The sequence below is a fragment of the Halocatena salina genome, from assembly GCF_023115355.1.
Lineage (GTDB): Archaea > Halobacteriota > Halobacteria > Halobacteriales > Haloarculaceae > Halocatena > Halocatena salina.
In genome coordinates, this window is sequence record NZ_CP096019.1 from 552,366 (window position 1) to 574,033 (window position 21,668).

At 55.4% G+C, this 21,668-nt stretch carries 22 protein-coding genes; 10 read left to right on the plus strand and 12 right to left on the minus strand.

What is annotated here, in order from left to right:
• Positions 1 to 59 precede the first annotated feature (59 nt).
• Together MW046_RS02830 and MW046_RS02835 are read right to left on the minus strand one after the other, a co-directional pair.
• Positions 60 to 1,028 carry a DMT family transporter gene (locus MW046_RS02830; RefSeq protein ID WP_247994055.1) on the minus strand — a complete coding sequence of 323 codons (969 nt, stop codon included), beginning with the start codon at positions 1,026 to 1,028 and terminating at the stop codon, positions 60 to 62.
• 158 nt (positions 1,029 to 1,186) lie between these two features.
• Entirely contained in the window at positions 1,187 to 1,699 is a 513-nt protein-coding gene (locus MW046_RS02835; RefSeq protein WP_247994056.1) for an Lrp/AsnC family transcriptional regulator, read from the minus strand.
• 562 nt (positions 1,700 to 2,261) lie between these two features.
• Between MW046_RS02835 and MW046_RS02840 the strand changes: the two genes are divergently transcribed.
• The gene (locus MW046_RS02840) at positions 2,262 to 2,483 is read left to right on the plus strand and encodes a hypothetical protein (protein WP_247994057.1); all 222 of its coding nucleotides are present in this window, start codon (positions 2,262 to 2,264) and stop codon (positions 2,481 to 2,483) included.
• Positions 2,484 to 2,654: 171 nt separating this feature from the next.
• Here the strand turns inward: MW046_RS02840 and MW046_RS02845 are convergent, their stop codons facing one another.
• Together MW046_RS02845 and MW046_RS02850 are read right to left on the minus strand one after the other, a co-directional pair.
• Positions 2,655 to 3,716, minus strand: coding sequence for an actin-like salactin (locus MW046_RS02845; protein WP_247994058.1), 1,062 nt, complete (start codon positions 3,714 to 3,716; stop codon positions 2,655 to 2,657).
• Between the two features lie 78 nt (positions 3,717 to 3,794).
• Entirely contained in the window at positions 3,795 to 4,217 is a 423-nt protein-coding gene (locus MW046_RS02850) for a DoxX family protein (protein WP_247994059.1), read from the minus strand.
• Between the two features lie 344 nt (positions 4,218 to 4,561).
• Here MW046_RS02850 and MW046_RS02855 point away from each other — a divergent pair, with 344 nt between their 5' ends.
• Positions 4,562 to 4,783, plus strand: a complete 222-nt coding sequence (locus MW046_RS02855; RefSeq protein WP_247994060.1) for a hypothetical protein — start codon at positions 4,562 to 4,564, stop codon at positions 4,781 to 4,783.
• Positions 4,784 to 5,093: 310 nt separating this feature from the next.
• On the opposite strand, the gene MW046_RS02860 is transcribed toward MW046_RS02855, so the two are convergent.
• Together MW046_RS02860 and MW046_RS02865 are read right to left on the minus strand one after the other, a co-directional pair.
• A complete protein-coding gene (locus tag MW046_RS02860; protein WP_247994061.1) occupies positions 5,094 to 5,429 on the minus strand; it encodes a DUF7977 family protein in 336 nt (111 codons plus the stop codon).
• Entirely contained in the window at positions 5,419 to 6,510 is a 1,092-nt protein-coding gene (locus MW046_RS02865) for a zinc-binding dehydrogenase (protein WP_247994062.1), read from the minus strand. The genes MW046_RS02860 and MW046_RS02865 overlap by 11 nt, the downstream gene beginning before the upstream one ends.
• Positions 6,511 to 6,621: 111 nt before the next feature.
• Between MW046_RS02865 and MW046_RS02870 the strand changes: the two genes are divergently transcribed.
• The 3 genes from MW046_RS02870 (at position 6,622) to MW046_RS02880 (ending at position 9,702) form a co-directional block, all read left to right on the plus strand.
• Positions 6,622 to 7,170, plus strand: a complete 549-nt coding sequence (locus MW046_RS02870) for a MogA/MoaB family molybdenum cofactor biosynthesis protein (RefSeq protein WP_247994063.1) — start codon at positions 6,622 to 6,624, stop codon at positions 7,168 to 7,170.
• Between the two features lie 534 nt (positions 7,171 to 7,704).
• Positions 7,705 to 8,904 carry an orc1/cdc6 family replication initiation protein gene (locus MW046_RS02875; protein ID WP_247994064.1) on the plus strand — a complete coding sequence of 400 codons (1,200 nt, stop codon included), beginning with the start codon at positions 7,705 to 7,707 and terminating at the stop codon, positions 8,902 to 8,904.
• Between the two features lie 651 nt (positions 8,905 to 9,555).
• Positions 9,556 to 9,702, plus strand: a complete 147-nt coding sequence (locus MW046_RS02880) for a DUF7331 family protein (RefSeq protein ID WP_247994065.1) — start codon at positions 9,556 to 9,558, stop codon at positions 9,700 to 9,702.
• Positions 9,703 to 9,829: 127 nt separating this feature from the next.
• Here MW046_RS02880 and MW046_RS02885 read toward each other — a convergent pair whose 3' ends face one another.
• Positions 9,830 to 10,537 (minus strand): fumarylacetoacetate hydrolase family protein, encoded by a 708-nt coding sequence (locus MW046_RS02885; protein ID WP_247994066.1) that lies wholly within the window; start codon positions 10,535 to 10,537, stop codon positions 9,830 to 9,832.
• A gap of 171 nt (positions 10,538 to 10,708) precedes the next feature.
• On the opposite strand from MW046_RS02885, the gene MW046_RS02890 reads away from it, so the two are divergent.
• On the plus strand, positions 10,709 to 11,500 hold the full coding sequence (locus MW046_RS02890) for a hypothetical protein (RefSeq protein ID WP_247994067.1): 792 nt from the start codon (positions 10,709 to 10,711) through the stop codon (positions 11,498 to 11,500).
• A 437-nt stretch (positions 11,501 to 11,937) separates the two neighbouring features.
• Here the strand turns inward: MW046_RS02890 and MW046_RS02895 are convergent, their stop codons facing one another.
• The 3 genes from MW046_RS02895 to MW046_RS02905 form a co-directional block, all read right to left on the minus strand.
• The gene (locus MW046_RS02895) at positions 11,938 to 13,395 is read right to left on the minus strand and encodes a J domain-containing protein (RefSeq protein WP_247994068.1); all 1,458 of its coding nucleotides are present in this window, start codon (positions 13,393 to 13,395) and stop codon (positions 11,938 to 11,940) included.
• A gap of 68 nt (positions 13,396 to 13,463) precedes the next feature.
• Complete coding sequence (locus MW046_RS02900; protein WP_247994069.1) at positions 13,464 to 15,044, minus strand: Hsp70 family protein; 1,581 nt, start codon at positions 15,042 to 15,044, stop codon at positions 13,464 to 13,466.
• A 314-nt stretch (positions 15,045 to 15,358) separates the two neighbouring features.
• Positions 15,359 to 16,711: an NAD(P)/FAD-dependent oxidoreductase gene (locus MW046_RS02905; RefSeq protein ID WP_247994070.1), complete on the minus strand. Its 1,353-nt coding sequence runs from the start codon at positions 16,709 to 16,711 to the stop codon at positions 15,359 to 15,361.
• Between the two features lie 151 nt (positions 16,712 to 16,862).
• Between MW046_RS02905 and pyrB the strand changes: the two genes are divergently transcribed.
• Together pyrB and pyrI are read left to right on the plus strand one after the other, a co-directional pair.
• The gene (pyrB, locus tag MW046_RS02910; protein WP_247994071.1) at positions 16,863 to 17,777 is read left to right on the plus strand and encodes an aspartate carbamoyltransferase; all 915 of its coding nucleotides are present in this window, start codon (positions 16,863 to 16,865) and stop codon (positions 17,775 to 17,777) included.
• Positions 17,774 to 18,253 (plus strand): aspartate carbamoyltransferase regulatory subunit, encoded by a 480-nt coding sequence (pyrI, locus tag MW046_RS02915; protein WP_247994072.1) that lies wholly within the window; start codon positions 17,774 to 17,776, stop codon positions 18,251 to 18,253. The genes pyrB and pyrI overlap by 4 nt, the downstream gene beginning before the upstream one ends.
• Before the next feature lie 38 nt (positions 18,254 to 18,291).
• On the opposite strand, the gene MW046_RS02920 is transcribed toward pyrI, so the two are convergent.
• Positions 18,292 to 18,546, minus strand: coding sequence for a hypothetical protein (locus MW046_RS02920; RefSeq protein WP_247994073.1), 255 nt, complete (start codon positions 18,544 to 18,546; stop codon positions 18,292 to 18,294).
• A 108-nt stretch (positions 18,547 to 18,654) separates the two neighbouring features.
• Positions 18,655 to 18,783, minus strand: coding sequence for a hypothetical protein (locus MW046_RS19390; RefSeq protein ID WP_282190222.1), 129 nt, complete (start codon positions 18,781 to 18,783; stop codon positions 18,655 to 18,657).
• A 152-nt stretch (positions 18,784 to 18,935) separates the two neighbouring features.
• Between MW046_RS19390 and thiC the strand changes: the two genes are divergently transcribed.
• Together thiC and MW046_RS02930 are read left to right on the plus strand one after the other, a co-directional pair.
• The gene (thiC, locus tag MW046_RS02925) at positions 18,936 to 20,360 is read left to right on the plus strand and encodes a phosphomethylpyrimidine synthase ThiC (RefSeq protein WP_247994074.1); all 1,425 of its coding nucleotides are present in this window, start codon (positions 18,936 to 18,938) and stop codon (positions 20,358 to 20,360) included.
• A gap of 184 nt (positions 20,361 to 20,544) precedes the next feature.
• Positions 20,545 to 21,366: a hypothetical protein gene (locus MW046_RS02930; protein ID WP_247994075.1), complete on the plus strand. Its 822-nt coding sequence runs from the start codon at positions 20,545 to 20,547 to the stop codon at positions 21,364 to 21,366.
• Positions 21,367 to 21,668: the final 302 nt, after the last annotated feature.

The window sequence follows — 21,668 nt, forward strand, 5'->3', positions numbered from 1 at the left end:
TGTCGATAGGCCGTACCGCCGGAAAAGGATTGGCCTCCATCGGTGTCCCGGCCGGTAATTCACCGGAAAGAGATGGCGTCGAATCGGGATGCGATGATCGGAACGAACGAACGCCGCTGGATGCAGACGAACCCGGCGAGAATCGTGAAAAAACCACACGCCGTGAGCGGATCGATCAGATCACCCAACAACAACCATGAGAGAACCGTAGCCGAGACCGGTTCGAGGTACCCGATGAGATTGATCTGTGTCGGACCGATCCGATCGAGCAGTTCGAAATACAGAAGAAACGCCCCCGCACCAGTGACGATTCCGAGGTACACGAGGGAGATGCCAGCAATCGGTGTCCACTGAATCGCTGCCAGTGATTCGCCGCGAACGAGACCAGCGACGAACAGCAACGCTGAGCCGATGAGCATCGCCCACGCTTGTACCGTCCGAGGCGGAAGCGACGTCTCGATAGGTTGAGTCAACACCGCTCCAAGCGCGAAGCAGACGGCACCGAGAAACACCGTCGCAACGCCGATCCCATCTCCTGTCAACAGCGCGCCCGGGTCCAAGGCCAAAAATCGCACAGCTAACGACTGCCCGACACCCTCGGGCACGCCCGGTTGGGCGACGAAAAACACGCCCAGAAATCCGAGGGCAAATCCGACGAAATCCATCGACGTCACCTGATTGTCAAGCAGTCCAGCCGCGAACAACGCTGTTAACACTGGACCCAGGCTGACGATCACCGCTGCGATCGGACCACTGACGTGTTGTTGACCGAGATACAGAAACGCGTGGTGGCCACCGATGAGAAAGCTCCCAGCGATTCCGGCGACTAACCACTCCCTGTGGGAGCGGGGATACCACTGTGGTGTCGAATACCAGGCGTAACCGAGCACGACGACGCCCGCGATGAGATACCGCAGTGCTGCGAACTCGATCGGTGGAAAATATCCCAGCCCGATATCGATCGCCACAAACGAACTTCCCCACAGCGTACCGAGAAGCAAAAATGCCCCGACCAGCTGTCGTCTCATTGGCTATCACTCCGATAGTGGCGAGAGCACACGCCCTCGCCGATACGACGTAGTGAACGGATCGCGTTCATGGAAAATATTGTAGAGTAGTGTATGATATAGCTGTTGGTTGAACTGTGGTACGATAAATGCTGATTATATCGATTGTATGTATAAGATCAATCGAGAAGGCGATCACGCATCGTTTCCCGAGAGATCTGTTGTAGCGGCTCGTGACCGTCGAGCAGCGTGCTGATCGTGTACGTGGAGATCGTTCGTTCGACTCCGTCGAGACGTTCGAGTGTGGTGATGAGGTCCTCAACCATTTCGGGATCAGACAGTTGTGCGATCACGAAGAAGTCGGTGTCGCCCGCCGTGAAGTAAACGTGGGTGATACCGTCGATGTCGGCGAGTTTCTCACCGAGTGGCTCGTAGGTATCTTCCTCATAACCGGCAATGATCTGAATCACAAACGTGATCTCAAAGCCAAGCGCCTCAAGATCGATGTCGTAATGATCGTTGCGTATGACCTCCGCTTCCCGGAGCTGTTTCAGTCGGTAGTTCACGGTCGAAAGGGGGATTCCAGTCACCTCCGAGATGCGATCCGGGCTTCGGGTTTCCGTGTCTGCGATGGTTTTCAAAATATCGATGTCCTTTTCATCGACGTCCATATCCGTATCTGGCTGGTCCATCTCTCAAATCTTTCGTCCGGTATTGAACGACAATACAACGACCGGCCGCTCGTGGGGATTACGAGCAACCACTCGAAAAGTATTCAGGCATTGTCGATCGATGACCGGCGAAACGACGGAGGTACGCCGCCAACGAGGGAACACAGGGCTAATTTGCCATGGTCCGGCGACCGTTCCTAGGGGGGATGTGTATAAAGGAATTCGTTAGGATCTAGTGGCGATTTGATCACTAGTAACAGTTATCGGTCGATCACCTGATTCCTGACAATGAATTTTTATACCTGTATAGTAGCTCTGTGAGAGATGATAATGAAATTTTGATTAGTTTGGTGTTAGATAATTAACTAGAAAACCGTGGGATGTAGGAGAGTCAATACATTAGTCCTGACGAGAGATAGAAGAGCTGTATAGTAATGTTCTATGTCCATCTGAGTAGTAACGTTTATAATATATGTGTTTGAATATGGTTGTACTGGGAAACTCCACGATCGATTTGCCGACTTCCGGTGTGGATCAGTTCGGCAAAAAATCGTCAACGTGGGATTCGTCCCAGATGATACCCATGAAACGAGCTATCCACGTTGCGTTGGCCGCGTTCATGCTGTTGGGCATGATCGCGGGGGCCGGCGCGACACCCGCTATGGCAGAGAGCACAGACGTCACCTACGACGATGACAACCACGGCGTCGACAACGACGGCGTCGATGTCGATGATTCCTCCAACGTTATCATCGACGATAGCGAAGACAACGACTTCCTAGACCTCGGCTTGGATATCCTGTAAGGTGTAGGGAGCCTCGTTCCATCTCGTTGACGCTCGTGATTACCTCCGTTTCGTGCCGGTGAGAGCTACGTCTGCGCTGGTCGTTTGTTACCGACCCACTCAACAGGTTCTCGGGCAGTGTATTATATGCTGTGATTCTCTAACACCGGTGACTGGCCAGTGTCGGAGCTATCAGTACTCTTTGGTCTCGACGAGTCGTCGCGCAATACGGTGGGCACCACGTGCAGCGGCAGTTGTCGGTTCTTCGGGAGCGATCACCACGATATTCCGTTGGAGTTCCGTGCTGAGTCGGTCCTCGAACGCTTTACCCAAGCCAGGGACGACAGCCATATCACCGGTAAGGACGATCGGCTTCTCCAAGGTCCGTTTGTAGATTTTGATGGAACGACTGGCAAGGCGGGGGAGAAACCCGTTTGCGATTTCGTCGACGGCTTTCTCAACGTATCGATCGATTGCGTCGCTCACCCCGTGTTCGACAGTGGATTCGTGGATCGGTTTCCCGGTGCTGGTGGCACTGTCAGTAAACGGTCGAAAATCGTCGTGATCGGTGCGTCCTTCTTTGTATTCTCGTGCCGTGGTCCGATCGATGTGAACCCGACCTTGAGTTCTTTCCTCGACGTTGTTGATGATCCATTTATCGACCTCAAAGCCCCTGACCGATCCCGTCGAAAATCGTGCTAGCTGCTCTCCACGACGATACACGCATCCTTCAAGATTCGTCGATCCTGCATTGATCGCAATAAAGATCCGATCGAGCGCATCCAATCCGCTTTCAAACACCGGAATCGAGCCGCACAATGCCATCGGATAGCCACAGAGAAGACGCTCACCGATGCTCTCTTCGACGATGGTGTCGAGCATCGTCGCTCGGTTGTCGAACGAGGGGATCGCATACACCACGACGCTGTTAGACGGAAGCTCGTTCGCCCGAGCAAACGCATCAAGAAACGAATGCGTTACAGTGGCCCGCTCGTCGGTCAGCTCCGATTGGAGCATGAACTGCGCTCGGTCAGGGTACTCGGTCGCCGCTCGGTCGCCGTAAACAGTTCGGCGCTTGCCCGTCAGCACGTCCTGATACGTCGCCGAGCACGTCAAAGCCACCTCCGTTTGAACGGTGTCGTCCACCGACCGAGCAGCGACCGTTCGAACGCCACCGACAATGAGACCGACCGGGGTTGGGACATCCCCTCCGTCTTCACTCGTCCCACTCGCGGACGCATTCTCTTCGAGCATATCGATCCATTGGTTCTGGTGGGAGGTATTTCGACCTTTTGTAAATTATGTGTATGTTCTCACATTCCGACGCACACGTCAATCGATTTCAATAAGTAAATAAAGTGATCCAAGTAGCATTGCGATATCACCGCGCCACGCGTGAAGGAATCCCCAAACTCCGTAGCGTTCGGCGTCTTGAACCGGAAATACCCAGATGCCGTGACCAACGAGAATCGGAATCTTCGTTGTGACAATCGCACCGAAAGCGATCAACAACAGAAACACGGCAGCCAATCGCGTTGCAAGCCCAACGAGTACAGCACCGCCCGCAATAACCTCAATCACTCCCACAACGGTAGCTGTGGTTTGGGGGACGGGAAAGCCCATCGTGGCAAAACGCGTTGTGCCAAGTATCCCTGGGAACAGCAGTTTTTGTATTCCTTCTGTAATGAAAACGCCACCAACTAACAGCCTGATGAGGATCAGAGATGCCGGTCCCTGAGTACCTAACTTCGCCATGCATCACGTCCTCTCGTCTCCAGATTAAACGTTTTCCATACCATTCACTATTGTTCTCGTTTAATGTAATTGTTGATATGTTACGAATGCACTTCATTATGGATAAGTGATACACCAATAACAGTGGAAATCGGACTATCGACGCCGTGCAGTCAAGTATGAGATGACAAAATATATTCACATCAGGTAGTAACGTATCATGATAAGTTAAATTGAATCGATTGTTTCATTACTATCAGTCGAAGAAATATTTATTGCAGATGTGCTCGAATGAATATCTGCTGGGCGAGCAGTCCACGATTCCCTCATTGGAGGGATCATAGTGGATCCCAGTCCATATACCCATGAAACGATCTATCCGCGTTGCGTTGGCCGCATTCATGCTGTTGGGCATGATTGCGGGAGCCGGCGCGACACCAGTTGCAGCGCACGGTTGCTCAGGAGACGATATCAGTGACGATGATGATGTCGATGTCGATAATAAAGGCGGTAACGTCGTCGTTGATTACGAGGACCGTAGCGACGACGACGGCTTCGACGATAAGGATTTCTTCGACATCGTATAGGGTGAACCGACCAAACGATTTTTTTGATGTGCTGTCTCAAACAGATAGCAAGCAATACCGATAGCAGAAATCGTATCACAACACGCTTCATAATTGTTAATAATTCATTACTTATGGATATGTTTCGATGCGTTTTTAGGGTTCGAGTGGGACCACCAAAGTAGACTGTCCACGATTGAATAGACGAGACGGCATACGATACTTAGTACAACAGAGGGGCAGTCTGCGATCTGTGTTTGCTCTCCACGAGGCAGCTCATTCGAACAAACGTCCTGCCTCGGTTTTTTCTCAGTGAGTCAGAAGAGAGGGGTCAGCGTACACCACTGATAGCAGTCCAGACAGCGACCGATCCGAGTGCGAGTGCTGGCACGAGGGGCAAAACGAGATACGCATCCCGAAAAGACAGTCCTAGCGCGGTGATAACAGGTTCTGCGTACGGGAGATACAGTATCGTCGCAGGAGCGACGACGAAGGCGACAGCAAGCATTCCGAGGAGAAACCAGCCACGCCGTCCAAACGCCTGGTCGGAGCGGTCTCCTTTCGGCCCATCGAGATACGCCTTTGTCGTCCGGTCGGGTTCATCGTGATCGGTCTGGTCTCGGAACGACTCGGGATCATGGACGTAACCGTCGTTCTCACCGGTCATATGCACTGTCACCAGACTGTGTCTGGCTGTCCGAGGCGCGTTGTACCTCGCTGTCAGGAACGACGACGACCTTGCCGAATCCCTCGCGTTCCTCAAGGAGTTCGTGAGCGCGCGCGATATCGCTCATCGGGAGTATCGTCCGGCGGTGGGGTTCGAACGTACCGTCCCAAACCAGTGACAACGCGTCGTCGGTCTCTCCCGGGGTCGCCATCGTGGAGCCGATAATACGGAGCTGGTTCCAGAAGATTCGGTTGATGTTCGTTTCGGCGGTCGGTCCGGTGGTTGCCCCACACGTAACCAATCGTCCCCCTTTAGCGAGTGATTTCAAGGAGTCTTCCCATGTTGCAGGACCGACGTGATCGACGACGACGTCGACACCTCGCCCGTCGGTCAGAGCATAGATCTCATCGGTAAATTCGGTTTCCTCGTAGTTGATGAGATGATCCGCACCACAGTCACGCGCATGATCGAGTTTTTCATCGCTACTCGCCGTGGCGTACACCACAGCACCAGCGTGGGCCGCGATCTGGACCGCCGCATGTCCGACTCCGCCGCTCGCACCGTGGACGAGGACGTGCTCGCCAGCGGCGATATCGGCCTGTGTGTGAAGCATCCGCCACGCGGTCTGGAAAACCAGTGCAGCCGAGCCGGCGGTCGGCCACTCGACGGTCTCAGGAACGGGAACGAGGTTGTCAGCCGGGATGGCAGCTAACTCCGCGTGAACGCCAGTCACGTGCTCTCCGATCAGATGAAACGACTCACACATCGATTGCTGTCCATGGCGACAGTACTCACACGTTCCACACGATCGTCCGGGCGAGACGGCAACGCGATCACCGTCCGAAAAACGGCTCACTGCCGAACCGGTCTCGCTGACCACACCAGCCGCGTCGCTGCCGGGAATGTGAGGCATCGCAAGATCGACGCCTGGCAGTCCACGACGGGTGTGGATATCGAGGTGATTCAGTGCCGCTGCTTTGATGTCGAGCAGTACCTCATCAGCCGATATCTCGGGATCTGGATGCTCTTCGTAGGACAGAACGCTCCTATCGCCGTGCTCGGTGAACTGTACGGCCTTCATGCTCGATTCTCCGTGTCTGGACGCAAAACACTGTTGATAGTTCCAACCCGTTATGGCGGACGGTCTGTCACCGGAATCAAACCACTTGTAGGGGACACACCAATGAGAAGTATGCCAACGCAACCATACGATCGGTCCGAGGAAGAATCAGATAGAAATCACGAGCACAACCATCACCACCACGATGTAGAAGATCCCGGCGTGGCCGTTCTGACCGTGTCCTCCTCGCGGTCAGTCGACGACGATCCATCCGGTGACGCGATCGAAACCGCGCTCAATGATGCCGACTACCGCGTTGTCGAGCGCGAGAGTGTCGGTGACGACTACGACGCGATCCGATCGCGCGTTGAATCCTACACGACCGACGAGCGTGTCGATGCCGTCGTCACGACCGGTGGGACGGGAGTAACTCCTGATGACGTGACCGTCGAAGCAGTTTCGTCGCTGTTCACGAAGGATCTGCCTGGGTTTGGTGAACTGTTTCGACGGCGCTCTGCCGATGAGATCGGAACGCGTGTCATCGGAACGCGTGCCACTGCGGGTGTCGTGGCTGAGATGCCAGTGTTCTGCTTACCGGGAAGCGAAAACGCTGCGCAGTTGGGTGTTTCTGAGATCATCATCTCCGAACTACCCCACCTCATTGGTCTCGCACAGCGGTAATAGCTCCAACTCACGGTAACTCGCAGTCACACGACATTGTCGGTGTCGTTGCGCGCCCGTGTGAAACTCGATCGTAGAATACGAGTCCGGCCGCGTCGGTCATTACGTGTTCGACGAGAGATACAGCATAGACTTGTTCGAATGTAAGAGGTATTTTCGTCTGTTTCGAGCACACAGACAGTACGTTTCGTCTGTTCCCAGAGGGATCAGACCCGGGGAGGTGGGGGGACACACAGTACGTTTCGTCTGTTCTTCCTCGAAGAGATCCCCCCCTCCTGCTTCACGACCTGCCTCGTTCGCGGGTTGGACCCACGGTACGTTTCGTCTGTTCTGTCGAACCTCTCTATAGTGATTGAATCTTTCGATAGCAGCAATAAGATCCCCATACATCCGAAACGGAGTGGATGTTTTCTAGCTAGAAAACAGACGAAACGTACTGTGTGTCTTCTACTTAAAGAGTGAGAACACACGAAACAGACGAACGGTATCTATTTATGTCTGCTGTGTAAAACCCACCTAGTCTAAGATACTGACATGAACGATCCATTCGAAGGTCTAACAAGTCAGATTTTTGATAATAAACACGTACTCGAAGAAGATTACGATCCAGAAACGATTCTCGAGCGGGAAGCCGAAATAGAAGCGTATCGAAACGCCCTCAAAGACGTGCTCTTTGGTCGTAGCCCATCAAATATATTTATTTATGGAAAAACTGGTGTCGGCAAAACAGCCGTCACGAGATATATGATGGATGCTTTACAATATCAGGTCGAAAAACGTGACGAAGCCGATCGACTCCACGTTCTGTTCCACAACTGCAACAACGACTCGGCCTATGGGACGCTCCGTGCGTTCATCAACACACTTCGGAGCGACGATGCTCCAACGTTCCCCAAAAAGGGACTGTCGACGAGTGATGCACTGGAGGAGTTTTACTCGTTACTCGATGAGATCAGCGGAACGTTCCTGCTCGTGCTCGATGAAATCGACCATCTCGCGAAGGTCAATTCACTCCTCTATGAGATCCCTCGGGCAAGATCGAACGGGCATCTCGACCAAGCAAAGATCGGCGTTATCGGTATCAGCAACAACTATCGGTTCCGAGACAGCCTCAGTCCGAAAGTCAAAGGCACCTTAATGGAAAAGGAACTCTCCTTTTCGCCGTACGACGCCGACGAACTCCGGACGATCCTCTCTCACCGGGCTGAAAAAGCGTTCGTCGAGGACGCGTACGTCCAGAGCGCTATCGCGCTCTGTGCAGCAAAGGCTGCACAGGACACAGGAAGCGCCCGACAAGCACTCGATCTTCTCAGCACGGGCGGGGACATCGCCGAAGACAACGGCGACGACACCGTTACCGACGACCACATCCTAGCTGCGGAGACTCGTGTCCAACGAGGACGTGTGAGAAATAAGATACGTGATCAGACACCACACGCACAGCTGATACTCGAAGCGATCGCGCAATTAGAAGAGAGCCAGGAAACACCTGTTCGATCGAAAACTATTCAAAGCACCTACGAACAAGTCGCTACGTACTGGGGGACCGATCCACTCTCCTCGTTACGCAGTGTCCAAGATCATCTTTCGGAGCTCAAGATGCTCGGCTTTCTCAGCAGAACGGAACGAAACGACGGAAGAGCCGGTGGTGCTTACTACGAGTACGAGTTAGCGATGGACGCGGACGCCGTATTCACTGCCCGAAAAGAGATCGAAGAGGAAAGCACAACTTGACATCCCCTACACGGTTAAATCCGTGGAGTTGCTCACGCTGGATTCTTGGACAGGCATTAGCGCCTCGATAAGCTTGCCGACATGCACTGTCGCAACGCCTTCATTGTACAATCGTTCGATGAGGCCTTCGAGACGGTCCTTTGCTCGCTGGTGAACACCGACTACCGGTATTTCGGACACCACACGAAATGGTAATGTAAGCGGTAGACCACTTCCAGAGCCTCCGGCCGGTTTCGGCTATCAGCAGATATTCGGCCGGGTCTGCCGCTAGTCTTTCGACTCGCTACTCCTCCACCGAACCGCCAGCTACAACGGAAACAATACGATCTACAAACAGCTACACCAGAGAACCAGCACCAATAATAAATGATGAATTCTATTCATTAGTTGTAGACAACACCCAATGAGACAGTTCCCAACGACGATATCAGAAGAAATCGCTATGACAAAAACAAACCATTTTCCCTAAATGAGTATAAATGAATCCAAGACAATTTAGGAACATCCTTATAACTGTAAGACTTATCGTTGTACACAACGATACCGGACGGCCATCGTGACAATGGGTTGACGCGATGTCTCGGCGGTGTTTGACGTTCAGTCGGCGTTGGTGTGTTGGGTTGTCCGTTCGGTTGCCACCAACGAGACGCCATGGAAGAAAGATCTCGCACACGAACGGACGGTCGATACGAAAATTACGGACGCTTCGAAACCCGTGAGGGACTCCTCGTGGTGTACGAGCACGACAATCCGAACGCATGGATTCGTTCGGATACCATCTCGATCCTCGAAGAGTAGCGACGATCGAACCGTATTCCACGCAACCCCCGATCGGTGTTGAGGATCACTATCGCTTCATCCGGTGTTAAACAGCGATGCTATCAGCGATACGTCACTCATGTATAGACATGAGTCAATCAACGTTTCACTGAACTGTGTTCCTGAGCGTTCCGATACCCTCGTAGGTGATCTCGATCTCGTCACCTGGTTCGAGGAGACCAGGGTTTGCGGGACTTCCGAAGGAAATAACGTCGCCACTCCTGAATGTAAACCTTTCAGATAAGAACGAAATAATTTCGGCGGGCTTGAAGAACATCCGATCGGTGTTGTCCGACTGACGCTGTTCACCGTTGATGGTCGTCTGCATCTCGATACCAACGGGATCGATGTCGGTTTCAATCCAAGGACCGAGCGGCGCACTCCCATCGAAGGCTTTGCGGGCCGTGCGTCGAGGTTGATCCAGTGCATCGAGATCGTTTAGGATGGTGTAGCCCCGTACCACGGTATTGATATCCGATTTCGGAACGTGTGAGCACTCCCGATCGATGACAGCGGCCAGTTCACCTGCGTAGGTGAGCTCAGACGTGAAATCAGGACGTTGAATCGGAGTCTCAGGGGCGTGCACTGCGATCGGAGGCTTGATGAAAAAGTCTGGTTCCTCAGGAACGTCGTACTCCATCTGGTCTACCTTCTCGCCGAAATTGCGTCCGACACAGAAACACGCTGAAGGTTCACACGGCGAGAGAAGTTCGTACTCCGTCGGCTCGTATCGATCATCGTCCGTGATGACCGTTCCATCCACGTACTCTCCCGTCTTGATCCCGTCCGTTGTCTCAATGCGCGTGAGCTTCATACCGAGCGATATCGGGTGAGCGAAATAGCAGTTGTCATCGAGCGGCGGTTCGTACGCCAACCGTTGACGGAGGTTATTGTATGTACATTCCTATTGTAAGGCACAACATGGGATGTATTCATGCATAATTCTGTGAAAAATTTATTAGTAGTCTCATCACCCATGTGGGGTATGGGCGATACGACGTCCACTCGACGCGGGGTGTTGTGTTCACTTACCGGTCTCACAGCCATCTCGCTGCTCCCTGCTACGGCAGGGAATGTTGGTAGTGGTAGGACTCGTTTGCAGCCCTCCCAAACGACACCGACGTTCATCCCAGCCGAGGATGATCTCCTCCGCATTGAAGAGACATCGATCGGCTGGGGAATCGAGGCTACGTCCGGGCAGTTCGTTAAAACCGAACAGGCCGCACGCACGCCGACGAACAGGGCGACAGCGTACGCCACTGTTCCGGAGCAACGCACTGGCGAGTTCACACAGACGGCAGTGATCGGCACACCGTTCACTGTCGTCACCGACGAGACTGTCGATCTCACCGTCGCGTTCGATGGACGGTACAAGGGCGCACTCCAAGCGGGTATGGACTCATCAGTGACAACGAGTATGGTTTATGGAGTGGGTCCCTACGAAACCGTATACGGAGCTGCACTGGGGTTCGATACGTCACCCACGTTCTCAACGGACACTATTCACGAACGGAAACTGTTCGACCAAGCGGTGCAGGACGGCACGGCGATCGTTCGCAGCGCCACTGTGAGGGAGTCCGTGCTGCTTTCGACGTCTGAAACCACCACCTACGCCGCGTACGCCCGCCTCAGGACGAGTGGAGAGGCAAGTGCCTCTGACACGACCACGATCGATTTCAGTCCCGACGGACCCGAGCTGATCGAATCGAGAGATAGTCAACAGGATCAAGACCAGTATAAGGGGTTCGTCCTTGATGACGTGCAAATAACAGCGTGATCACAGGCATAAGGTAACCTCCCAACTGCTGGAGTTTCCAGTGCCGATCATGAAGCGGAACGATCCCGTTGTAGAATCGATCGTCACAGTGTTATTTCCACGGGTTATCTGCCTGTGACTAGCAGGTCCGACGTATCAACGTCAGTCTCAGTAATGAGATTATCTTGTTATATAGCTACACCGTTTCATCGTCGTGAATCGATTCGTCCCACCGTGAGAAGCAATACGAAATATCACCCGAGACACTAACGTCCGGCGTCATTCCGGGCTGTGTGCCGTGTCGGCCGGGAAACCCTCGTGTCGGGTGTGTCGCGTGCCCGGGTTCGCCGCGCTGTCATCGCATCCCTAGGGGATGTACTCGGGCGGGGACTACTGGCACGCATCCGTACTAATGGCGAGACGAACTAAGAAGTTGCGTCCACAACCAGAGTACCATCCTACTGTTGGCCGTACAGTCGTTCTCGGAACAACGGTTCGGCGCGTCGGCGAAGGATGTACACACCGGTGAGTACGGTGGGTAACAACACGATGACCGAAGCCATGCTGTGGCGTGTGATCATGAGCGTGGCAACGAACGGCAGTTGAAGGGGTATCTGATGAATTCCCGAACCGATCATCCACGCGACGACAGCGAACGGAGCGGCAAGGGCAGCGTTCCAAATAGCGGGATGGATCCGGTAGCCGTGATCGTACCGATCGCTCCACGGCGCTGCAGTGAGGTCTCGACACATCGCCACGCTACTCCAGAGAAGGCCACTGATCAGCGTCATCCCGAGCAGGAAGTTCAGTAGGGTTCCGATTCGAACCGGACCCAAAAGAAACGGATCGACCCATGGCGATGAGGATGGATCACCCACGAGCGAGATCAATCGCTGGAACGTTTCCCCGCCGATAGGGGTGAACAACACCACGATAGCAGTGAGCACGCCGAGACCGACGCCGACCCAGGTCGTGTGTTTAGCAACGTCTTCGTTGCCTCCGACGAGGAACCGTAATCCGTTACCGAACACCGAAGGAATGACGACGAAGAACACCCCAAACACCACTACTGAGGCGAGAGCAAAGCCTGTTCCACCGTTGGCTGCCCCCATCGCATAGCCGAGAGCAATCATGAGAAGACTAACTAGATTCGCACCGATGATCGGCCAGAGCCGTAGCTTTCCAGCAGGCTTGTACCGTTCGCGCTGTCTTGGTGGCTCGAACGGGAGGGGTGAAACGAACTCATATCCAGCGTAGCTGATGAACAGGGAACCGAGCACGATTCCCATCCCGAACACGGGATCGTTCGGGGAGTACGCATCGATCACAGAGGGAAGACTCTGGGTAAACGTGAGCACGAGCAACGCCGCGAACCCGAGTCGGATGGCGGTCGGTGATTGCATCTTACCTTCGAGCCATCCTCGAACGAACGGTACGGGATTGGGCGGTGGTTCCGTGATCGCCCGGACGAACAACGCAGTCGACTCTCGGAGTCGATCAGCGGCCCATTCGATTTGTTCGCGCATCGTCGGATCGACGCGCTCGGTACTGGCAGTCCGTTCACGCTCACGGGTCCGTGTTCGAGTCCAACGGTTCGCACGCGTCCGCGTCCACCATCGATCGTTCTCTGACCCACGTTGATGGCGGTCCTCACTCGAATTCGGACTCGCACTTGCACCCCGTGTCCCTTCTTTCCGCCCGTTGCCCGAGGCGCGCTTGCGGTCGTACGCGGTTCGCTGTTGCTCGTCCGTCAACACCTCCTTGGCTTCGCGGATTTGGATGATCTTCTGACGAGCATCCGGCTCATCGCTCACGTCCGGATGGTGGCGCTTTACTTGCTCGCGGTAGGCTTTTCGGATCTCCGATTCGGAAGCGTTCGGACTGACGTCAAGCAGCTCATAATACGATTCGGTCATGCTGGTCGGACTATGGATGTCTTACACCCCCGTTGACGCTCATGCTCACACTTGTTCACCTCTGTATCTTATTTGATTTCAGGCAAGTTCTGTTGCATGACAGAGAGTTCGTCGTCGGTGAAGCCAAACACCGATTGAATCTCGATTGCATCACCGATCTCGTGATCGACATCCCTTGCGCTTACGTTCAAGATTCCATTCTCATCAAGCATAAATTTGACTTCGATGTTCGGTACTCCTTCAGGTCGTTGTGGGATCGGTCCGAGTTCGAACGAGTCGAGGAATTCGTTCTCTTCGAGTTGATCGTTGTGCCCCTGATACACCGGTATTTCGATTTCGGTTTGGTTATCTCGTGAAGTCGTCGTCATATAAGAATTCCGAGCGGGAATCGGAGAATTGCGTTCGATAACGACGTGGTAGTACGGCTCGTACGTTTCTCTATCGATCAACTCCACGCCGAACGACTGTGGAGTGACGTCGAGCAACACCACGTTATCCGAAGCCGAAGTGGGTGACAGTTCGGTCGGTTGTGTGCGTCGGTGTGTCTGTGACCACTGTCCGGGGAGCAACTCGCCGTCAAGAATCGCCGCTTGGGCTGCTGCGCCGATCGCCACGGCTTCATCGGGGTTGATGCGCTTGGATGGCTCGACACCGAACCGATCTTTGATTCGGCGTCTGACCTGTGGCATTCGCGTCGCACCTCCGACGAGCAGGATTTCGTCGATCTCGGATCGGTCGTACCCTGCCTGATCGAACAGCGTTTCACAGCGTTCGATCGTCGTATCGAGCAGTTCCTGCGTCATCTCTTCGAACGTATCGCGGTGGAGTGTCTGCTCGATGTCGCTGGTGCCGTCGTCGTGTTCTAAAAACGGGATCGTGATCGTCGTCGCGTGTCGGTTCGACAACTCGTGCTTAGCGGTCTGTGCCGCATCGAAGAGCCGTTCCTCTGCAAGTGGCGTGTCCGCGACCGAGATACCGTGGTCGCGTTCGATTCGATCTTCGAGCCATTCAACGATGAGTGCGTCCCAATCGTTTCCACCTAGCCGGGTATCGCCGCTGGTGCCGACAACCTCGAAGACGCCGTTTGTGATCTCGATCAACGAACTGTCGAACGTTCCGCCACCAAGGTCGTACACCAACACCGTCTTGTCCTGAGCTGTTTGGAGCCCGTAGGCGAGACAGGCCGCCGTCGGTTCGTTGATTATCCGGTCGACTTCCAACCCAGCCAGCGCTCCAGCGTGTTTTGTCGCTTGACGCTGCCGGTCGTTGAAGTATGCTGGCACCGTAATAACCGCGTTCTCGATGGAGCGCTCCAGATACGCTTGCGCATCGCGTTTTAGCTTCCGTAGAATGAGTCCAGATATCTCCTCCGGTGTGAACTCACATTCTCTCGATCCGAGGAGGATCGTCTCCTCGGTTCCCATGAAACGCTTGACGGCGAAGACGGTTCGGTCCGGGTGAGCGACGGCCTGATTCACCGCCTGTCTACCTACGAGAGCCTCTCCACTTTTCTCCTCGAACGCGACTACCGACGGTATCGTTCGGTCACCCGTCGCTGCCGGGAGTATATTGATGTCGTCATCTTTCGCGTGCGCAATCGCACTGTTCGTCGTCCCGAGATCGATGCCGATAGTTGGTGTCCCCGTCATATCACGTGCTCACAGCTTATCCGAATCCGTGTCACGGTGGCCGGTGCTTCGCTCCGATACATCCCAGATCGGTCTCACGTCACTGCCAAATACTACTGCAATGAGTTATCAATGTTTGTTTGTGTCCTCGGGAAGTCGAGCTGGTCGAGCGACGGGTCCCATCACCGTTTCCCAAACGATATGATCTCGACGATTCAGGGGCTACGGTCCGTTCCGAAGCATCGTGATCCACATCGTTTGAAGCCGTTCGCTCGTTCGAATCGATCGGCGCGCGTTCGAAGGCATCCGTTCGTCGCGCGCTGATGCACGCCGTTTCACCGTTCGTACTGTTCCTCTTGGATCTGGACGTAGCGATGGTTCCGGTAGCCGAACTTCGTCCATTCGTAGGTTCCGAGCAGACTGAGTCCTCGCAAGCCGGACGTCAGCGCTTTCCGGGTATGATATTTGCCATCGTTCAACATCCGGTCGACGACACCGAACGCGCGATCCCAATCGCTCGGCTCGTATCCGCGCACTACGTCCGCGAGCGAGACGTTGCGGAGGATTTCGTCACCGATAGCGTGCTTCCATTCGGAGTTGTACGCGCGCAACGCTCCGAGCGCGGCCAGGCGACCGGCGATCTTTCCTGTACGGACTGCGACGTGGTCACCTCCCTCGTGAAACGCCGACGTTGCTCCCATCGCGCCACCGACGATGGCAACCTTCGCCGCTGTGGGCGAATCGATCGGCCGTGTCGAGGAGATCGGATACGTTTCGGTCCCGTTTCGTTTCCCCCGGTCCTCGACGAGCGGAAACGCTTCGTCGATGTCGTATTCATCGCCGTACTCGCGTTCGAGCAGCCGACGAATGTACACGTTACCGGCAGGAACCGTATCGTCGCTCTCTCGGAGGAGCGCATACTCTTTGTGGCTCTCGACCGTCGAGAGATCGAGTCCGATCGGCATCGTGAGACCGACACGGGCAACCGTGCCGTCGTTCGGAAACACCCATGGATAGGCCGTGTGTCCCGGGATGAATCCCCACCAGAACGTGAGGAGTGATTCATCGAACACCTCTTCGGGGAACTCGCGGTGTTCCTGGTAGGCGATGTGGTTCGCCCGCGTGGAGGCGAGCCGATCGATCGCATCGTCAGAAAGCAGTGGTTCGAGCACTCGGTTCGTGACGGTGCGCTGTGGACCATCCGCCAGAATGACGTATTCGGCAGTGATCTCCTCACCGTCTCGAAGCGTGAGAGTGTGCCCCGCCCGGGGATCGACATCGACGTGTTGGACGCCGTTGCCGACGCGATAGGTCGCTCCAGCGTCTTCGGCCCGTTCGCGTAACCAGTCGTCGAACCGCGCCCGATTGAACGTGAAGCCGAAGTTGGGATAGGAGCTATCGATTCCCGTCGATCGTATCGTCACGTTTTCCGTCGGTCCGCGAAAGACGGTCCCGTCCAACTCGCGGCATTTCACCCACTCAGGAACCGGCTCGTTTAAATCCATCAGATCGGTCCAGTAGTCGAGCATTCCCGCAGCGTCGGTCGAGTCCGGCCCCGGCTGTTCTCGATCAGCTCGAGGGACCCCTTTTTCGATGATGAGAGCATCCGCATCGTTTTCGGCGGCAGCGGTTCCCGCAGCAGTACCGGCTGGACCCCCACCCACGACGGCCACATCCACACGTTGCATAGCAGTAGTTGCTCACATCGAACGAGAAAACGCCTTCGCTCTCCGGTAGTGATTTAGTACACAGCTCCCTGCGGAGGGTGGATCGAGAACCCATGACAGTGATCTACGTCGGTCGGGAGATTCAAGACAGTTCATACCCCCCTATCGAACAATGCGTCGCGAGCACGTTCTCACCACGAAAGAGCTATCGCGGAGCGATATCGAGGCGGTGCTTGACCGAGCCGTCGACATCGCCCGTGATCCCCCGGATCGATCGCAGTATGAGGACACGATACTTGCGTTGCTCTTTTTCGAACCGAGTACACGGACGAAAATGAGCTTCGATACCGCCATGAAGCGCCTCGGCGGTACGACAGTCGATCTCGGTCCCGTCGGATCATCAAGCGTCACGAAGGGTGAAAGTCTCGCCGACACTGTCCGTGTCATCGAAGGCTACGCCGATGGGATCGTCCTCCGTCACCCGAGCGAGGGCGCCGCGAAAATGGCCAGCGAGTTCGTCGACGTACCCCTCATCAACGCCGGTGACGGAGCCGGCCATCATCCGACTCAAACGCTGCTCGATCTGTACACCATCCGAGAAAACGTCGGCTTCGACGATCTGTCGATCGGGATCATGGGCGATCTGAAATACGGACGAACCGTTCACTCGCTCTCACACGCGCTCACGAAACTGGACGCCAGACAGCATTTCATCAGCCCGGAGAGCCTTCGATTGCCCCGCTCGGTTCGATACGATCTCCATGAGGCGGGAGCGAACGTACGCGAACACACCGAGATCGAGGACGTGCTTTCCTCGTTAGACGTGTTGTACGTGACCCGAATCCAACGCGAGCGATTCCACGACGAAAACGAGTATCGAAAAGTCGCCGGCCAGTATCACATCACTCCGGATCTCCTCGAAGGGGCTGACGACGACCTCATCGTAATGCATCCACTCCCGCGGGTGGACGAGATCGCTCCCGATGTCGACGAAACGGCGCACGCGAAATATTTCCAGCAAGCCCACAACGGTGTCCCCGTCAGGATGGCGCTGTTAGACCTACTACTCGGAGGAGCCAACAAATGACCGATCACCCAACCGATAACGACCGCGAACTGCGCGTCAGCAAGATCGAAAACGGCACTGTCATCGACCACGTTCCGGGGGGTCAAGCCCTGAAAGTGCTTGCGATCCTTGATATCGACGGCTCTACTGGTGAAACTGTCAGTATCGGTATGAACATCCCGAGTGAGAAGCTCGGTCGAAAGGACATCGTGAAAGTCGAAAGCCGCGAGCTGAGCCAAAACGAGGTGGACGTGATCTCACTCATCGCGCCCGATGCGTCGATCAACATCATCCGAGAGTTCGATGTTATCGAGAAGAGTCGCGTGGATCGACCCGCGACCGTAACCGACGTGATCGCCTGTCCAAACCGCAACTGCATCACGACACAAAGCGAACCCGTCGTCTCCAAATTCGACGTGGTCGATGACGGTGTGCGGTGTATCTACTGTGACACCATCGTACGCGATGATCTCGCCGAGCATATTCAAACTGGGTGAACGTCCTACGCGATAGCTGCCCTCCCGTTCCAGCTCGGCTACTTCTTTATCATGTATTTCACTTCGGCCATTCGGCGCTTGCATCTGGGGCATTTGCTCCATGCACCCGGATAGGGACGGGTACTTTCAGAAAGGAGTTCACACGACGTACACCCATACAGAGTTGGAGTGTCGTCTTTGAAGGCGGCCCACTCCTCGGCGTCGAGTGTACACTCCATTTCCTCGTCTACGTACGTCATCACACGGACTTTCACCCCGTCATCCATCACACCCGGCGACCGGTCCCAATCCATGATTATAACTACTATACGCTAGTAGTATTTTATATTGTTGGGATATGCAAATATCATAAGGTGATCAGCTGATCAGTTGAGCAGTGTGGTGTACCGCGACTCCCGATGTCATCCGCGCCACTGTGGGATGAGCATCCCACAGTCATCACACACCAAACACCCATCTTCGTACTGGTCGCCAGCGTACTCTGTCACGTTTCCGCTCCCACACTCGAAGCACTGTTTGAAGTCTGTCACTATCGATGAATGGTGGTTGTAACCTATAGCTGTTCCCAACCGTGGAAACGTCACCCGAGCAAGGAAAGCACTTGACAATGTATTTTTCCTTATTTATTACTCTAATTGGGTCACAGCAATATTTATCACCAAGTGATACCACTAGGTGTTTGATGACGCAGCTACAGCGAGCACGCGCTGGCGAGGTGACGGCGGCGATGAAACGGGTTGCCGAGCGGGAGAACAGGAGCATCGAGTTCGTACGCGAGCAGGTCGCAACGGGTCAGGCAGTCATTCCCTCGAACCACAGCCACGAGTCGCTAGATCCGATGGTCATTGGCCGTGAATTTTCGACGAAGGTGAACGCAAATATCGGCAACAGCGAGACGACGAGTAGCCGCGAAGAGGAATTAACGAAACTCCACACGGCGGTGCACCACGGAGCCGACACCGTGATGGACCTGAGCACGGGTGAGGATCTCGATCCAATTCGGGAGATGAACGTCGAGCACTCCCCGGTCCCCGTCGGAACGGTACCGATCTATGAGGCGCTCAAGCGAGCAGGTGACGTTGAGGCGCTCACTCCCGAACTGTTGTTGGAGGTGATCGAAAAACACGCCGAACAGGGAGTGGATTACCAGACGATTCACGCTGGGGTGTTGATGGAACATCTCCCCCTGACGGAGGGACGGACGACCGGGATCGTCTCGCGTGGAGGATCGATCCTCGCCCAGTGGATGGAAGAACACGGCGAGCAGAACCCCTTGTACACGGAGTTCGAATCGATCTGTGAGATCTTCCACGAACACGATGTGACGTTCAGCCTCGGTGATGGGCTTCGCCCGGGGAGTCTCGCGGACGCGAGCGACGCGGCTCAGTTTGCCGAACTCGACACGTTGGGCGAACTCACGCGGACGGCGTGGGAATACGACGTTCAGGTGATGGTGGAGGGACCGGGGCACGTCCCGATGGACCAGATCAAAGGGAACGTCGAGCGCCAACAGGAGGTCTGTGACGGTGCTCCGTTCTACGTGCTCGGACCGTTGGTGACGGATATCGCGCCGGGATACGACCACATCACGAGCGCTATCGGTGCGACAGAAGCCGCCCGTGCCGGCGCGGCGATGCTCTGTTATGTGACACCCAAAGAGCACCTCGGATTACCCGACGAGGAGGACGTACGTGAGGGGCTGGCCGCCTACCGGATCGCCGCACACGCCGGGGACGTGGCCAACGGGCTGCCCGGCGCCCGCGACTGGGACGACGCGCTCTCACGAGCACGGTACGCCTTCGACTGGCGCGAGCAGTTCGACCTCGCGCTCGATCCCGAACGAGCACAGTCGTATCACGATCAGACGCTTCCGGGTGACAACTACAAAGACGCGCGCTTTTGTGCGATGTGTGGCGCACAGTTTTGTTCGATGCGCATCGATCAGGATGCCCGCGATGCGGGCGATCTCGATGCCCTCGATTCGCTCGATGAGACGACTAATCTCGAAACCACCTCTGCAGCGGAGGTAAACCGTCCGCCGGTGGGCACTCATGACACGGAACAGCTCCCCCAGCAGTCCCTCGAGGAGTACACGGCCGACCATTGAGTGGAAAATGATTTAGCGATCGGTGCCCACAGGTAGCGTGATGTCCAAGAAAATACTCGTTGCGTTCGCACTGGTTGCAGTCGTCGTTGCCGCGATTGCCATGAAACGATAATTGCGTCGACGCACAGACACATCCACTTTTCCCGAGCGAACGACTTACCCGGCGGCTCCGTAAACCACTGGTATGTACGGCGTTATCACCCGTAACGAGGGGGAGTTGACGTGGCCGGAGTTCGATTCGGCTTTCTATGAAGTGAAATCCGTTTCGGGCCGGGCCGAGACTCCACAGCCCAATGCAGTGAACGCGGTGTCGTGTTTCGCTGATAACGCTGCTGCGCGCGATTCACCCGATGTCGTACCGGTGAGTGAGACGGGCGAACGCGCCACACGCGAGCAGCCGTATTTCGATTGGGCGCACGTCTGTCCAAGTCACGAGTCATACCGACGAGGCTTGCTAGAGACGATCGAGGAGTGTACTACGGTCAACGAGGATGTTCGTCTGGACGACGTTGGATTTCCGCGAGCGGAGTACTGTCACTGCCAACGGTGTGAGCAGGCCTTCGCAGACAGCGAGTACGACGATCGCTTTGCGTGGCGCGCGTCGGTCATCGAGTCGTTCGTTCGGTCGGTCCGCGAGCGCGTTCCGGGCCGGTTGTATCTCACGCTGTACCCCGACCCGTATCCGGGACATCTCTATCGACGAACCGGCATCGATGTGGCTGCGCTCGACTATGTCGATGAATTCGTCGTCCCGCTCTACGACACGGCGTACGCCACCACGTACTGGCTCGAAATCCTCGCCAAGGGGTTTGTCGACGCACTTTCGACACCCTTCAGCATCGAGTTGTACGCCGTCAACGTCGACATCGACAACCTCATCGCGGCGAGTGAGGTCGCCCAGACCTATGCAAAGGACGTTGTTTTCGGCTACGACGCGAGCACCGCTCGAGCAGCCCTCCGCCGACTGAACGCTGCTACGCAGGACGGAAAGTCGTACGGACCCTAAGCACTCGTACTGTCATACGTTCAGAAACCGGTCGCGAACGACTGTTACGGCAAGTGGTCTCGAAGAACATGACGAGTTGGGTCTGCTCTGCATCTCCTAGGCGCAGAGAACCTGCGCGCGGCAAGGATCAGCCACAAAACACTTATGGGTATCGGTCACTCTTCCACATGGATCGGGCGTCGTACAGACACACCCCCCAAGGCTGACATCCCAGGGCTCATCGACCCGAACGGGTTGGATGGCACTCATCTCCGTGTCCGACGCTCCGATTCCCCCTCTCCCAACCGATGCTTTCTCTCACT